Origin of the sequence: Lysobacter firmicutimachus, assembly GCF_037027445.1 — a bacterium.
Classification (GTDB): domain Bacteria; phylum Pseudomonadota; class Gammaproteobacteria; order Xanthomonadales; family Xanthomonadaceae; genus Lysobacter; species Lysobacter firmicutimachus.
Map to the genome: position 1 here is coordinate 4,492,900 of NZ_JBANDL010000002.1, position 12,720 is coordinate 4,505,619.

A 12,720-nucleotide genomic window follows, 5' to 3' on the forward strand; every position below is an offset into this window, starting at 1 on the left:
TTGGCGCTGCTTACGAGCCGTACGGCGACTTGAACGCCTTCAGCACCGTCATCAGGCTGGTCAGGTTGTCGGCCACGCCGGTCTGGGCGATCTTCTCGGTCGCGCCCGCGGCGGCGGTGGTGTCGACGGTGTAGATCTGCATCACGCCCTGGTTGGCGGCGGCCTGCGACAGCGAATTCTGCTGCTGCTGCGCCGAAACCGCGTTCTCGAACAGGATGCCGGTGGAATGCGCGGCGGCCTGGAACATCGAGCCCATGGCGAAGGCCGGCGCCTCGCCGACGACCTTGACGTTGGATTGGGTGACGGCGTCGGTGATCTGATTGTTGACTGCGGTGGGGTAGGCCATAACAAGGTCCTCGGTTGGCGATTATCGAAAAGCGGATCGGACGCGGACGCCGGCGGCAGCGGAACTGGCTGACCGGCGCCCCGCGGCCGATCTAAGCGGTCGGACCGTTCGGCTTACTTGAACGCGTTGAGCACGGTCAGCAGGCTGGTCAGGTTGTCGGACACGCCGGTCTGGGCGACCTTCTCGGTGGCGCCGGCGGCGGCGGTCGTGTCGACGGTGTAGATCTGCATCACGCCCTGGTTGGTCGCGGCCTGCGACAGCGTGTTCTGCTGCTGCTGCGCCGAAACCGCGTTCTCGAACAGGATGCTCGTCGAGTGCGCCATCGACTGGTAGATCGAGCCCATCGCGAAGGCGGGCGCTTCGCCGATGACCTTGACGTTGGACTGGGTGACGGCATCGGTGATTTGGTCGTTGACGGCGGTCGGGAAAGCCATGGTGAACTCCTTGAAGTGGTGTACGGCCCATGCCGTACGTTGGTTAGTAACGAAACGTCTATCGCGTTGTGAAGCCGATCATGGCGCCTTGCCGGCGTTGTTTTGATTGTTGTTCGGATCGGTTTTCGCGGCGGTTTTCGCGTTGTCGCTGCCGCCCTTGCTCGCCGGCTCGGATCGCGACGGCTCCGAGGGTTCGGTGCCTTGCGGCAGCAGTCCCTTGCTGCGCGCGGCTTCGATGACGGAATGCAGTTGCTGCGCCAGCGGCGCGAACTGCTGCTGGAAGCAGGCGTCGACTTCGGCGCGGATCAACCGTTGCAGCTGATGCGCGAACTGCGCCAGCGGCGGCTGCGCCGATTCGTCGCCGACCCGCGGCTTGGGCAAGCGCAGGTCTTCCAGCGAGGTGGCGCGTTCGACCGCGCCGAGAATATTGGCTTCGGCCTCGCGTTCGGAGCGGGTCGCGCTGCGCACGGTTTCCTGGGTTCGATTGAGGCCTTGCTCGATCACCTTCTGGATCCGCTCGCGCCCGGCCTCGACCACGCTGGCGGTCTTGGCCTGGACGATCCGCCCCGGGTCCGGGGCGCGAGGCGGCGGCGCGCTCGAGGCGCTCAGCAGGTTCGCGACCTGGCGGCATTTCTCGGCGTCCAGGTCCAAGTCGAACCATTTCTGCGCGAACACGCCGATCTGCCGATCCAGTTCGCTCGGCGGTTCGGCGGCCGGCACGGACGCGGCGGCGGCCGCGACGGTGGCCGGATGCGGCGCGGCCGCTGCGGCCGGCCGGGCGGTCAGCTCGGTACGCGCCATGTCAGTGCAGCCTCAATTGCGTGGCCAGCCGCTCCAGCGTCGCGCGCATGTCGGGCTGGCGCAGGCGCGCGAGCACGGCTTCGGCCAGATCCGTATCGGCCAGATCCGTATCTGCCAGATCCGCACCGGCCGGCCTCGCGGCAGGCGGCGCCACGCAGGCGGGCGGTGCCGCGGCGTCGCGCAGCGGGTCGAACAGGCCCTCCAGTTCCATGTGCAGCAGGCAGTGCAGATTCTCGTCCATGGCCAACTCCGGTCTTACAAGGGATTCGATACGCAATGCGGTTGCCGATCAGGCCGGCGCGGCGTTGCGCGTGACGGTGACGGCCGACGCCGGCGCCTTGTAGCCGGCGATGGCCACGGTGCTCGTGCGCGCGTCGGTATTGGCGGCCAGCGGGCCGACGCTGGTCTGCCAGTAAGCCGCCGCGACGGCACCGACCAGCTGCTGCAGTTGCGCGCCGACCTGGCTCTGCGCTCCGGCTCCGGCATCGAGCGGCACCAACGCATAGGCCAGCAACAGCACCGTGCGCAGGAAGGCGTCCTGTACGTCGGCATGCGTCGCGCCCTGACCGCCGCTGGCGAGCAGGTAGGCGCGCCAGTTGATGAACAGGTTCAAGGCCCGCGCCAAGGCGTCGAACCACAGACTGCGCAGGGCGCTGTCGCCGACCATCGCCTCGACCAGGGCGGCGAACGCGGCATAGCCCTGATCCGAGCTCAGGGCCGGGCCGATCGGCGCCAGCGCCGCGGCCAGCATCGGCTGCAGCACGTTCTGGCCCTGGCTCAGCAGGTCGGCGAGCGAATCGGAGCCGCGCACCAAGTCCATCAAGGCATCGATCTGGGCCGGTTCCAGCGCCTGCAGACCGGTGAACGCGAGCCGGTCGCCTAGAGCTTGCAGCGCATCGGTATCGACATAGCCGGGCCGGACGCTCCCGCTCTGGCCGATGCAGGCCGGCGCGCCTTCGTCCAGGCGGGTATCGAATGCGAGCAAGGGGTACCTGGCCCCGACGTAGCCGCGGTAATGGCAGGCCTGGCCGAGGCGGAACCCGAACGGGAACTGCGCTGCGGTCAGGGTCGCGTAGGCGCTCTGCGGCGTCGATGCGGGCGGCAGCGAAACCGCAGCGGCCGGCAAAGGCCGATCCAAGGCCTGGCACAACGCCATCGTGTCGCGCCGGCCGGCTTCGGCGACCAGACCGCGACTGCGTTCGCTGCCGGCTTCGTAGCGGCGCAGGATCAGACCATCGATGCTCAGCGTGGTGGCGCCGAACAACGTGTCGAACACGCCCAACGGGGCGATGTCGGCGCGCCCCGGGGCCAGCGCGGCCGATATGCGATCGGCATAAGCCGCGTAGAAACCGGCGTCGGGCAGACGCGGGGCATAGGCCATGGCATAGCCGATCGCCGAGCGGTTGTCCGCGGCCAGGCCGGCGCCGTCGGCGCAAGCGATCCTGTTGCACAACTGCAACGCGCGCGCATCCGCGGCGGCGCCGAAGCATTGGGACAGGCTCGTCGACTGCGCAGCGAGGAAGTCCAGCCAGACGCGATAGTCGCCGACGCCGCAGCCGCGCAGATCGATACCGATCGCCTCGCTCAGGCCGGGGTCCTGGAACACCGGCAGGACGCGTGCCCGCAACTGCTCGGCCAGCCCGCCCGGCCCGGCGCCCGGCGCGACCCGCACCAGCAACTTGTAAGCGGTCTGGCGGACGCCGTTGTAGGCCGCCACGACCGCATTGGCCGCAGCGACCTGATCCGGGTCCACGCCGATCTGGGCATGAGCGATGCCTTGTTGCTCCAGGCTGCGCAGGCTCATCGCGATCCATTGCAGGTAGCGCGATTCGCCGCCGGGCGCGACGCGCAGGCGCTGCAGCGCGAGCGAGCGCATGCGGCAGGCGTCGTCGAGCGGCGTGTAGACGCCGGCATCGTAGATGCGGCCATTGAAGTAGCTCAACGCCGGCGTCAGCGATCGCAATGCGGATGCCGGAGCGTCGTTCCGCGCCATCCGTTGCAGTCGCTCGAGCGCGCGGCGCACGCTGCGATACAGCACCGGATCGGTCGCCGACGCACCACCGAGCGCGTCCAGCCCCAACGGACCGACCAGGCACTGGCAGGCGATGTACAGGTTCTCCGCGGCGCACTCGCCGCGCCGATAGCGCCTGCGATCGGCGCTGGCGGCCAGCACGGCCAGGGGATTGCGCCGTTCCATCGATTGCAGCGCCTGGACGAACAGCGCCAACGTGCCGTGCGCGCGCTGCCGAGCATCGGCGCCGCCGCCGAACAGGCCGAGCAGCGACAGCGGCAATCCCTGCACGACCTCGACCGTGGTCTGGACCTCGGTCTGGCTGCCGCCGTCCCGGCGGCGATAGCTCACCGGCAAGATCAACGACGCGCTCGCGCTCACGCCCGGCGCATCGACCGGCAAGATGGCGTCGAGCCGGCTGCCGTAATCGAAGCGGTAGCGCGGCAACTCGATCGCGGGCAAAGCGAAATAGGCCATGGCCGGGTCCTGTCAGAGCGCTGGGCGCGTGGCCTAGGCGCTCTTGCGGTTCTGCAGCAGCGAGGAGTACTTGGAAATGCTCTGGTCGATGCGATCGATGGCGAAGCTGGCCGACTCGGCCTCCATCGCGCCGGATGCGGCGGCGACCGCGGCGGCCGCGCCCATGAGGATCTCGGTGGCGAGAATGCCAAGCGCGTCTTCGGCGGCTTTTTCCAGTTGCCCCTCGACCAGATCCTGGGTCAGCTGCTTCATCAGCATGCCTTGCGCCGCCAGGGTGATCTTGCTGATGCCGTCGAAATAGCCGGCCGCCGACTGCGCGACCAGGCCCGCGGCCTGGCTGATCATCATGTCCGGCGCCGTGGCGATTTGCGCCGGCGCGTACGAGGCGGTTTCGGCGTTGGTGAACTGCACCGCCTGGACGATCTGCGGGTTCAAGGAGTCGGTCGCAGGCGGCGTCGCAGCCTCGCTTTGCTCGACGGCGCGATCGCGCGCCATGGTCAGCGGCGACTTGGGCGTCGCACCGCCGGTCGAACCGCCACCGGAGCCTGAACCGGCCGCCGAACCGCCGCTGTTGCCGCCGCCGCTGTTGCCGCCGCCGCTGCTGCTCGCGCCACCGCTGCTCGCGCCGCTACCGCTCCCGGCGCTGGCCGCCGATCCGCCGTTCGTGCCGGCGGCGGAAGCGGCGCCAGCGGCGCCAGCGGCGGCCGGATTCGCGCCGCTGTCCGTCGTCGCAGCCGCCGCGGGCGCAGCGGCCGCTCCGGTGGCGGCCGGCGCGGCCGCAGCGGGCGTCGCCGCAACCGCAGGCGCGGAATCGCTCGCCGCCGTCGTGGCCGCCGCCGGCGATGCCGGTGCGGCGGTCGTCGCGGCGGCCGCGGGCGCAGCGGGCGCCGGCGGCGTCTTCTTCTTGCCGAACCATCTCATCGCTGCTCTCCCGCGTTATCGGATCGCCACGGCGAATGCGCGCCGGGCCGGCGCTGCGCGCGTCACGACTTCTCCCCGATCGACATGATCAGCGCGACCGCCTTGGACACCACCGCCGTCGAGATCTGGTTCAAGGCCTGTTGGCTGTACACCGCGTTCTGCAGCGAAAGCCCAGCCGAATGGCTGGATACCTGGTACAGCGAAGCGATCGCCTGCGCGGGCGCTTCGGCGACGACTTTTACGTTGGTCTGGGTGACTGCATCGGTGATCTGCGAATTGACGGGGGTTTCGGGAGCGGCCATGAGCCTGTCCTTGATCGGTCGGTGGAGGAAACGTCTGCAGGACCGACGTCCTGAGCCGCATGACGGTGTCGCGTGGGTCTAACGGGAGGAACGCAATCCCCGGCGGCCTGTGAAGCCGGGCCCAAGGGATGCGTCCGGAATCGGGGCTCGGGCGCGGATCGGCCTCGCCTCAGTCGCCGACCGCGGTCCGCAGCCGGTTGCGCAGCAACTCCACGCGCTTGCGCGCCAGCGGTTGGTTGATGTGCAGCCGCGCGGCGATTTCCGGGTAAGGCAGATCGTCGATGAAACGGTAGGCGAACAGCCGGCGCTGCTCGCGGCTCATCTTCGACACCGCCGCGATCACCCGCTCGAGTTGTTCGTCGAGCTCGAGCTGTTGCAACGCCGATATGCCGTCGTGGGCGAAACCGGCCGCGTCGTTGTCGATGTCGCGGTTGCGGTCGAACACCTCGCGGTCGCGGTTGCGCTGGCGCACGCTGTCCAGAAAGACATGGCGCATGACCACGAACAGGATGCCGCTGGGGTCGGTGATCGTCTGCGGCGAATTGCGCATGAACAGCCACGCCTTCATCGCGGTGTTGCCCAGCAGTTCTTCGGCGCGGTCGCGCTGGCCCTCGGCGAACCGCCGCGCGCGCGCTTCCAGCTCCGGCAAATTCTCGCGCCAGGCGATGGTGAACATCGCGTCGGCGGCGGCGTAATCGCCGAGTTCTGTTTCGTTACGTTCCATCACTCGCCTCTCCTGTGTCGAGCACGTGAGGCGAGTCTGGTTAGGGGGTCGGGGGATAGCTGTTACTTGGGTGACACGCGCCTGCCGGCTCCGGCACGGAACTGCGTACCCCGTCGCGGTACGCGATTTCCATGCGGATCGAAGTCCGCCGTCGACGCGCGTTCGCGCGCATTCGCGCGGCGCGCCGGGCCCGCGCGCGCCGCGGCGCGCGCGTGCGCACAAACCCGTCGCGCTTCACGCAACGCTTGTGTGGTGCGGCACGGCGTACCGCGATCGCAGTGCGGCCGCGACGGCGCGGAAATGCAGCGCCCCCATCGGCAATAAGATCGGCGCCGGCCGGGCCCGCGCGGCTTCGCTGTCGCGCTCAGGCGGCGCGAGCGGCCCCCGGGCCCAAGCCGACGCTGCGCATCGCGCCGTCCCAGCCCCAGGTAACGATGCAACAGGCGGCCACGACCAGGCCCCAGGTCAGGCTGCCTTCGGGCAGCAAGTCGACGCCGGCGGCGAACGCCGTCCACCATTGCGCGCCGCCGAGCGCAGCCGTCGCCACGCCGGCGAGCCCCAGGCCGGCCAGCAGCCCCTGCTGCAGCCAGCGCTCCAACCGGTCGCTGTTCTGCGTCGCCGCTTCGACGCTGCGCGCGACCTGCTGGGCGAAACCATAGGGAATCGGCTCCATCACCGGCGCACGCAAGGCGCGGCTGAGCAGACGATACTGGGCCAGACGCGGATCGTCGGCGTCCATCGGCGCGCCGTCGCGCTCCTCGCGCATGGCCCGCTCCTGCAATCGCCATTCGCGGGCGACGGCCGGATCGCGGGCATCGGAAGGATCGACAGGGGGCTGCGTGCGGTTCATGCGAATTCTCCCAACCGGGCTTCCAGGCGCTGGCGCAGCCGCGCCCGGCTCCGGAACAGGTGGCTTTTAATCGTACCCTCGGCGAGGCCGGTCATCGCGGCGATCTCGCCGATCGGCAGTTCTTCCAAGTGATACAGGGTCAACAGGGTGCGTTGCAGGGGCGGCAGGGCCTCGATCTCGGCGTGCAGGCCGGCGGCGATCTCTTCGTCGGCGCAGGCTGCCTCCAGGTCGAAGCCGTCGCTGACGCTGTCCAGCGGCGACAGCGCATCGTCGTCATCGGCGACCTCCACGATCGGAATCCGCTTGCGCTCCAAGTGGCGCTTGGCCACCGAGTAGGCGACCTGGCCGATCCAGGACTTGAGCGGACTCTCGTGACGGTACTGGTGCAAACACTGGTGCACCCGCAGGAACGCCTCCTGGCACAGCTCGCGGGTATCGTCCGGGTGCCGCACCATGCGCTGGATGATGTGCCAGCACAGGCCCTGGTACTCGCGCACCAGACGCTCGAATGCGCCTGGGGCGCGCTCGAGCACGGCGGTCACCAGCAGGCGGTCGGGATGGTCGGATTCACCGGTCATCCGATCAAGGATGCGGACATGGCGGGATCGGTTGCAGTGACGTCGATACCCGGTCAAATATGACACACAACATACCCAAGACGTGACGTCGGGCGTTTCCCGGCCCGCCGGATCGGCTGCAACCGACTCCGGCCCGGCCGTATCTCTTGCTCCGAACCCACCCGACCCACTGCCGAGGCACCCCATGGATCTCGAAGTCCTGATTCCGATCACCCTGTTCATCTGCATCGTCATGGCGATCAAGATCGCCGTCGAGGCGCGCTTCCGCAGCAAACTGCTGTCTACCGGCGGCGCCGACGAACTGCTGCGCTCGATGGCCCGCGACGAAGACCAGCGCCGCCGCCACGGCGCGCTGCGCTGGGGCATCGTCCTGGTCCTGCTCGCCGCCGCATTCGGCGTGATCGAGGCCGCCGGCTGGCGCGAGGTCACCCCGGGCATGGTCGCGGTGCTGCTGGCCGCCTGCGGCCTGGGCAATCTGGCGTACTACTTCATCTCGCGCCGGCTGGGCTGACGCGACCGCCATCGCAACCGGACCGGACCGCGGTCGCCGCTTGCCGCGGTCCGTCCGAAAATCGCTAGGCACTCGGCAGCGCCGCGGCGATGATCGCCGCGTCGCCCGCCCGAGAATGCCGCATGCGTCCGCCGTCGCCGTTGCTCGCCCTCCTGCTTTCGCTCGGCCTGGCGATCGGTGGCGATGCCGCCGCCGCGCCGCCGGACCGGCGCATCGCCCTGACCGTGGACGACCTGCCCTGGGTCCCGCTGCCCTCGATCGCCACCGCCGACGCCCTGCCCGGGCATCGGCGCCTGGTCGCCGCGATCGCGGGCGCGGGCGTGCCGGTGGTCGGCTTCGTCAACGAAGGCAAGCTCGAGGACCGCGGACAGATCGAGCCCCAGCGCCTGCAGATGCTGCGCGACTGGCTCGACGCCGGCGCCGAGCTCGGCAATCACAGTTACGGTCATTCCGATCTGCATGCGGTGGGGCTGGAGGCCTATCAAGCCGACATCCTGCGCGGCGAGCGCCAGCTCAAGGCCCTGGCGCGCGAAAGCGGCCGCCCGGCACCGCGCTGGTTCCGCCATCCGTATCTGCGCGCCGGCCGCAGCGCGTCCGACAAGGCGAAGCTGCAGGCCTTTCTTAGCGAACACGGTTACCGCATCGCCCCGGTGACGGAGGGCAACTCCGACTGGATCTGGGCCGGCGCCTACCTGCGCCTCGAGCAGCGCGGCGACACCCGCCTCCAGGCGCGCCTGCGCCGCGACTACCTGCGCCACATGGGCGCCAAGCTCGACTACTACGAAAGCCAGTCGATCGCCCTGCTCGGCTACAACCTCCCGCAGGTGTGGCTGATCCACGCCAACCTGCTCAATGCCGACACCTACGGCGACTTGATCGCGATGGCGCGCAAGCGCGGCTACCGCTTCATCGGCCTGGACGAAGCGCTGCGCGACCCCCCCTACGAACGCGCCGACGCCTATTTCGGCCCGGCCGGCCCGAGTTGGCTGCACCGCTGGGCGATCGGCGAACGCAAACCGGCAGCATTCTTCGCCGGCGAACCGCGGACACCGGACTGGGTGCTGAACCTGGCCGGGGTGGAGTCGGAATAGCCCGGCGCGTGCGCGGGAACGCGCTGCCCCCCTGATGCCGGGCCTGCATCCCCCGAGGGCCAAGGTCGAGAAAGGTCCGTGCGCTCTGCCGGCCTTCCCCGCCGCCGTCACCCCCGCTCCAACGCCGTGCGCAGCACCGGCAGCGTCGTCACGTCGTCCACGCCCTTCAGCGCCGCGACCCGTTCGCGCAGGTCCGCCAGTTCGCCGGGGCCGACGGTCTCCACCAACACCATCAGATCGATCTCGCCGGCGACGCTGTGGATCGAACGCACCTGCGCCAGTTCGACCAAGGGCGGCACGACGTCGTCGCAGCTGAAACCCTCGCCATAGCGCAGCAGCAACCAGGCCCGCAACGGATCGCCGCCGCTGCCCAGGCGCACCGTGTACTGGGCGATCACCCCGGCCGACTCCAATCGCTGCATGCGTTCTTGCACCGAACTGCGCGCCAGCCCCACCGCTTTGGCCAAGGCCACGGTCGACAGGCGGGCGTTGTCCTGCAACAGGGCGATCAGTTTGCGGTCGGTATCGTCGAGGATCTTCATGGTCGCAACGCAGGGCGCCGTCGCAAGTCGCGCCGGCCGGCCCGGCATTTTGCCGGGTTGAGACCGGCCTGTGGGAGCGCCCACAGTGGCCTCCCGTCCGCGCCACGCCCCAGCCCATGGAGACTCGCCCCATGTCCGACCTCGCTCATGCCGCCCTGATTCCGATCGACGTGCAACGCGGCTTCGACTACGCGCCGTGGGGACGCCGCAACAATCCGGCGATGGAAGCCAACGGCCGGCGCCTGCTCGCCGCCTGGCGCGAAACCGCTCGGCCGCTGATCCACGTCCGCCACGACTCGATCCTGCCCGATTCCACCCTGCACCCCTCGCATCCGGGCAACGGATTCCGCGACGGCTTCGAGCCGCGTGCGGGCGAGCCGTTGGTGACCAAGTCGGTCAACGCCGCCTTCATCGGCACCGACCTGGACCTGCGTCTGCGCCGCCTCGGCGTCGACACCGTGGTCCTGTTCGGCGTCAGCACCGACATGTGCGTATCCACCACCGCGCGAGTCGCGGCCAACCTTGGCTACCGCGTCCTGCTGGTCGGCGACGCCTGTTTCTGCTTCGACCTCGTCGATGCCGACGGGCGCACCGTCGATGCGGATACCGTCAGCCGCGCGCACTTGGCGACCTTGCACGCCGAATTCGCCGAAGTCTTGGACACCGAGACGCTGTTGTCGCGGCTGCGTTCCGACTGAGCCTCGCGGATTCGACGGGAGCGCCGCGAAATCGAATTCGATGGCGCAGCGCACGCCGGAAACCGACAGCCGTCGGCTTCCGGCTCACCCTTCATCGCCGTCCGAACGGCGATCGGCCGATGCGCGCGATGCACATGCAACGCCGCATCGATGCGCGCATCGCACCGCGTGCATCCGTTCGTGCGGCGACGAACGGTCTTGCATAACGAATTTCTCACGAGTATCGTGCGCCTCCATCGTCCTCGCGACGCAATCGCCAACGACCGCCTTCCCATGCTCAATCATTTCGACATCGCCAAGCAGAACGCGCCGGGGCCGCTGTGCCACGCGTCGTTCGACTGCGCCTCGTCGAAGCGCGGTCGGCAGCAGGAACTGCACACGCCGGACTGACTCCCATTCGCCATGGGAGATCGGTCGCTCCGATCTCCCGAGGAACGCGAACGCCCTCGGACTAACGCCGGGGGCGTTTTCGTTTCGGCGTTCGCAAAGGGATTTCACGAAAAAGTCGGAAACGGCTGGATTTTCGCCACTTCTTACGTTCCCCGAAGCATCCGAGAGGAAAGGGGACAGGCCATCGAGGCGCATCAGCGCCGTGCTCCGGTGCTTCGGCACGGGCCGTGCGTAGGGAATCGCAGAACAAGGGCGCTTGCGCCCGAACGCATTGCCGCCTGGCGACAGGCGGCAATACGAAGCATCCGCAAGGCAAGGACTACAGCGGCACGGGTTCTCATCCCGTCCGGTGCGCGCGGCTGTGCCGTGGCGTATGCCGAAGTCCGAGCCGGGATGTTTCTCGACGACGCTAGCTCAACGGTGGAGCAGCGGCGCAAGCCGCGGATCATCGGTTCGAATCCGATGCGTCGCCTTTCGGATATAGCTCAGTGGGTAGAGCGACAGCTCAATTGCTGTTGGTCGCGGGTTCGACTCCCGCTGTCCACCGTCCTTTCACGACGGCTTAGAAACAGGAACGAAAGTTCCGCACCAGGAAACGCCCCCCGCGGCGTTCCGCAGCGCGCCGCCGGCCTGGGGCGCAACGGAACCCCGCAACGGCGACGGCGCCGGACCCGCGTCCTCGACGCGGCCTCCGGCGCGGCGCCTGCCGCAGCGACAGGGAACGTCGCCGCGACCGGCACGCACCGGCCCCGCAGGCAGCACGCGGGTTTCGCGCCGACGGCGTCGGGGGCGTTTCCACTTATTCGGCGATACGCGCATGCGCATCGCCCCAACGTCCCGGCGACGAACCGATTCGGTCGCCACGGATGCCACCACGGATCGGATCACCGGAACGACAAGGAGACATCGCATGTTCTGGAACAAGAAGGTCGTGGTCGGCGATGCCGAGCGCGTCTTGGTTTACCGCAATCGCCGTATCGAGCGCGTGCTCGGCCCGGGCGTACATAGGCTTCGCAACTTCGGCAACGGCCTGGAGCTGGTCGCGCACGCGATCGCCAACACCGCTTACGCCGGCAACGACGGCGAGGCGTTGATCGCCGGCCTGCGCGAGCGCCTGTACGAGGACTTCGTCCTGGCCGACATCGGCAGCGACGAAGTCGGCCTGATGCTGCGCAACGGCCGCATCGCCGATGTGCTCAATCCCGGCACGCGCCGCCTGTACTGGAAGGGACTGGGCGATATCCGGGTGCGCGCGATCGCGTTGCAGGACGGTCTGGAGATCGAGCGTGAGCTCGTCGACGGCCTGCGCCAGATCGGCTGGCTGGAGCGCGTCGCCGTGTACGGCAACGTGCCCTCCGAGTCCGCCGGCCTGCTGTTCGTCGACGGCAAGTTCGTGCGCGAGCTGGCGGCGGGCGCGTACGCGTTCTGGAACCTGCGCAAGAACGTCGCGGTCGAGACCGTGGAGCTGCGCGTGCAGGCGATGGAAGTCTCGGGCCAGGAGCTGTTGACCCGCGACAAGGTGTCCTTGCGGGTCAACCTGGCCGCGAGCCTGCGCGTGACCGACCCGGTCGCCGCGCGCACCCGCGTCGCCAAGTACGCCGAGCACGTCTACCGCGAGCTGCAGTACGGCCTGCGCAAGGCGGTCTCGGCCAAGACTCTGGACGAACTGCTGGGCGACAAGGCCTCGCTCGACGCCGACATCTTCGGCTACGTGCGCGGCCAGGTCCGCGAGTTCGGCATCGAGGTGCTCGGCGTGGGCGTCAAGGACGTGATCCTGCCGGGCGAGATGAAGGAGATCCTCAACGGCGTGGTGCAGGCGGAGAAAACGGCTCAGGCCAACGTGATCCGCCGCCGCGAGGAGGCCAACGCGACCCGCAGCCTGCTCAACACCGCCAAGCTGATCGAGGACAGCCCGGTGCTGATGCGCCTGAAGGAGCTCGAGGCGCTGGAGAAGATCACCGAGAAGATCGACAAGTTGACCGTGTTCGGCGGTCTGGAGGGAGTCATGAAGCAACTGGTCAGCCTCAAGGGCCATGGCTGAAAG

General features: G+C 68.9%; 16 protein-coding genes and 2 tRNA genes. 7 read left to right on the forward strand and 11 right to left on the reverse strand.

From position 1 onward, the window contains the following. Positions 1–10: 10 nt before the first annotated feature. From V2J18_RS19410 to V2J18_RS19435, 6 genes are all read right to left on the reverse strand, one after another. Entirely contained in the window at positions 11–346 is a 336-nt protein-coding gene (locus tag V2J18_RS19410) for a RebB family R body protein (protein ID WP_064747071.1), read from the reverse strand. Positions 347–459: 113 nt separating this feature from the next. Then, positions 460–780: a RebB family R body protein gene (locus tag V2J18_RS19415; RefSeq protein WP_064747070.1), complete on the reverse strand. Its 321-nt coding sequence runs from the start codon at positions 778–780 to the stop codon at positions 460–462. 78 nt (positions 781–858) lie between these two features. Beyond that, positions 859–1,581, reverse strand: a complete 723-nt coding sequence (locus tag V2J18_RS19420; protein WP_064747069.1) for a hypothetical protein — start codon at positions 1,579–1,581, stop codon at positions 859–861. A gap of 1 nt (position 1,582) precedes the next feature. Continuing rightward, entirely contained in the window at positions 1,583–1,822 is a 240-nt protein-coding gene (locus V2J18_RS19425) for a hypothetical protein (protein ID WP_064747068.1), read from the reverse strand. A 48-nt stretch (positions 1,823–1,870) separates the two neighbouring features. Further along, entirely contained in the window at positions 1,871–4,069 is a 2,199-nt protein-coding gene (locus V2J18_RS19430; RefSeq protein ID WP_336132632.1) for a hypothetical protein, read from the reverse strand. A 33-nt stretch (positions 4,070–4,102) separates the two neighbouring features. Further along, complete coding sequence (locus V2J18_RS19435; RefSeq protein WP_261370036.1) at positions 4,103–4,417, reverse strand: hypothetical protein; 315 nt, start codon at positions 4,415–4,417, stop codon at positions 4,103–4,105. Here V2J18_RS19435 and V2J18_RS19440 point away from each other — a divergent pair. Continuing rightward, a complete protein-coding gene (locus V2J18_RS19440; protein WP_261370035.1) occupies positions 4,416–5,078 on the forward strand; it encodes a hypothetical protein in 663 nt (220 codons plus the stop codon). The two genes, V2J18_RS19435 and V2J18_RS19440, sit on opposite strands and share 2 nt — an antisense overlap. Here the strand turns inward: V2J18_RS19440 and V2J18_RS19445 are convergent. The 4 genes from V2J18_RS19445 to V2J18_RS19460 form a co-directional block, all read right to left on the reverse strand. After that, positions 5,053–5,292 carry a RebB family R body protein gene (locus V2J18_RS19445; RefSeq protein WP_064747064.1) on the reverse strand — a complete coding sequence of 80 codons (240 nt, stop codon included), beginning with the start codon at positions 5,290–5,292 and terminating at the stop codon, positions 5,053–5,055. The genes V2J18_RS19440 and V2J18_RS19445 overlap by 26 nt on opposite strands. A gap of 169 nt (positions 5,293–5,461) precedes the next feature. Then, a complete protein-coding gene (locus tag V2J18_RS19450; protein ID WP_064747063.1) occupies positions 5,462–6,016 on the reverse strand; it encodes an RNA polymerase sigma factor in 555 nt (184 codons plus the stop codon). A 364-nt stretch (positions 6,017–6,380) separates the two neighbouring features. Beyond that, on the reverse strand, positions 6,381–6,866 hold the full coding sequence (locus V2J18_RS19455) for a hypothetical protein (RefSeq protein WP_064747062.1): 486 nt from the start codon (positions 6,864–6,866) through the stop codon (positions 6,381–6,383). Further along, on the reverse strand, positions 6,863–7,444 hold the full coding sequence (locus tag V2J18_RS19460; protein WP_064747061.1) for an RNA polymerase sigma factor: 582 nt from the start codon (positions 7,442–7,444) through the stop codon (positions 6,863–6,865). Before V2J18_RS19460 ends, V2J18_RS19455 begins: the two co-directional genes overlap by 4 nt. Before the next feature lie 184 nt (positions 7,445–7,628). Between V2J18_RS19460 and V2J18_RS19465 the strand changes: the two genes are divergently transcribed. Together V2J18_RS19465 and V2J18_RS19470 are read left to right on the forward strand one after the other, a co-directional pair. Beyond that, positions 7,629–7,955 carry a DUF6249 domain-containing protein gene (locus V2J18_RS19465; protein ID WP_064747060.1) on the forward strand — a complete coding sequence of 109 codons (327 nt, stop codon included), beginning with the start codon at positions 7,629–7,631 and terminating at the stop codon, positions 7,953–7,955. Positions 7,956–8,077: 122 nt separating this feature from the next. Further along, positions 8,078–9,046 (forward strand): polysaccharide deacetylase family protein, encoded by a 969-nt coding sequence (locus V2J18_RS19470; protein WP_336132633.1) that lies wholly within the window; start codon positions 8,078–8,080, stop codon positions 9,044–9,046. 107 nt (positions 9,047–9,153) lie between these two features. Here the strand turns inward: V2J18_RS19470 and V2J18_RS19475 are convergent, their stop codons facing one another. Further along, a complete protein-coding gene (locus V2J18_RS19475; RefSeq protein WP_064747059.1) occupies positions 9,154–9,588 on the reverse strand; it encodes an Lrp/AsnC family transcriptional regulator in 435 nt (144 codons plus the stop codon). A 131-nt stretch (positions 9,589–9,719) separates the two neighbouring features. Between V2J18_RS19475 and V2J18_RS19480 the strand changes: the two genes are divergently transcribed. From V2J18_RS19480 to V2J18_RS19495, 4 genes are all read left to right on the forward strand, one after another. After that, positions 9,720–10,286: a cysteine hydrolase family protein gene (locus V2J18_RS19480; protein WP_064747058.1), complete on the forward strand. Its 567-nt coding sequence runs from the start codon at positions 9,720–9,722 to the stop codon at positions 10,284–10,286. A gap of 792 nt (positions 10,287–11,078) precedes the next feature. Further along, a tRNA-OTHER gene (locus V2J18_RS19485) sits at positions 11,079–11,149 on the forward strand. Between the two features lie 3 nt (positions 11,150–11,152). After that, positions 11,153–11,220 (forward strand) — tRNA-Leu (locus tag V2J18_RS19490). Between the two features lie 366 nt (positions 11,221–11,586). Further along, a complete protein-coding gene (locus V2J18_RS19495) occupies positions 11,587–12,717 on the forward strand; it encodes a slipin family protein (RefSeq protein ID WP_336132634.1) in 1,131 nt (376 codons plus the stop codon). Positions 12,718–12,720: the final 3 nt, after the last annotated feature.

Bases quoted from the DNA above. Each gene is read 5' to 3' on its own strand.
- V2J18_RS19410 (WP_064747071.1), bottom strand. From the start codon at position 346: ATGGCCTACCCCACCGCAGTCAACAATCAGATCACCGACGCCGTCACC.
- V2J18_RS19415 (WP_064747070.1), bottom strand. From the start codon at position 780: ATGGCTTTCCCGACCGCCGTCAACGACCAAATCACCGATGCCGTCACC.
- V2J18_RS19420 (WP_064747069.1), bottom strand. From the start codon at position 1,581: ATGGCGCGTACCGAGCTGACCGCCCGGCCGGCCGCAGCGGCCGCGCCG.
- V2J18_RS19425 (WP_064747068.1), bottom strand. From the start codon at position 1,822: ATGGACGAGAATCTGCACTGCCTGCTGCACATGGAACTGGAGGGCCTG.
- V2J18_RS19430 (WP_336132632.1), bottom strand. From the start codon at position 4,069: ATGGCCTATTTCGCTTTGCCCGCGATCGAGTTGCCGCGCTACCGCTTC.
- V2J18_RS19440 (WP_261370035.1), top strand. From the start codon at position 4,416: ATGTCCGGCGCCGTGGCGATTTGCGCCGGCGCGTACGAGGCGGTTTCG.
- V2J18_RS19435 (WP_261370036.1), bottom strand. From the start codon at position 4,417: ATGATGATCAGCCAGGCCGCGGGCCTGGTCGCGCAGTCGGCGGCCGGC.
- V2J18_RS19445 (WP_064747064.1), bottom strand. From the start codon at position 5,292: ATGGCCGCTCCCGAAACCCCCGTCAATTCGCAGATCACCGATGCAGTC.
- V2J18_RS19450 (WP_064747063.1), bottom strand. From the start codon at position 6,016: ATGGAACGTAACGAAACAGAACTCGGCGATTACGCCGCCGCCGACGCG.
- V2J18_RS19455 (WP_064747062.1), bottom strand. From the start codon at position 6,866: ATGAACCGCACGCAGCCCCCTGTCGATCCTTCCGATGCCCGCGATCCG.
- V2J18_RS19460 (WP_064747061.1), bottom strand. From the start codon at position 7,444: ATGACCGGTGAATCCGACCATCCCGACCGCCTGCTGGTGACCGCCGTG.
- V2J18_RS19465 (WP_064747060.1), top strand. From the start codon at position 7,629: ATGGATCTCGAAGTCCTGATTCCGATCACCCTGTTCATCTGCATCGTC.
- V2J18_RS19470 (WP_336132633.1), top strand. From the start codon at position 8,078: ATGCGTCCGCCGTCGCCGTTGCTCGCCCTCCTGCTTTCGCTCGGCCTG.
- V2J18_RS19475 (WP_064747059.1), bottom strand. From the start codon at position 9,588: ATGAAGATCCTCGACGATACCGACCGCAAACTGATCGCCCTGTTGCAG.
- V2J18_RS19480 (WP_064747058.1), top strand. From the start codon at position 9,720: ATGTCCGACCTCGCTCATGCCGCCCTGATTCCGATCGACGTGCAACGC.
- V2J18_RS19495 (WP_336132634.1), top strand. From the start codon at position 11,587: ATGTTCTGGAACAAGAAGGTCGTGGTCGGCGATGCCGAGCGCGTCTTG.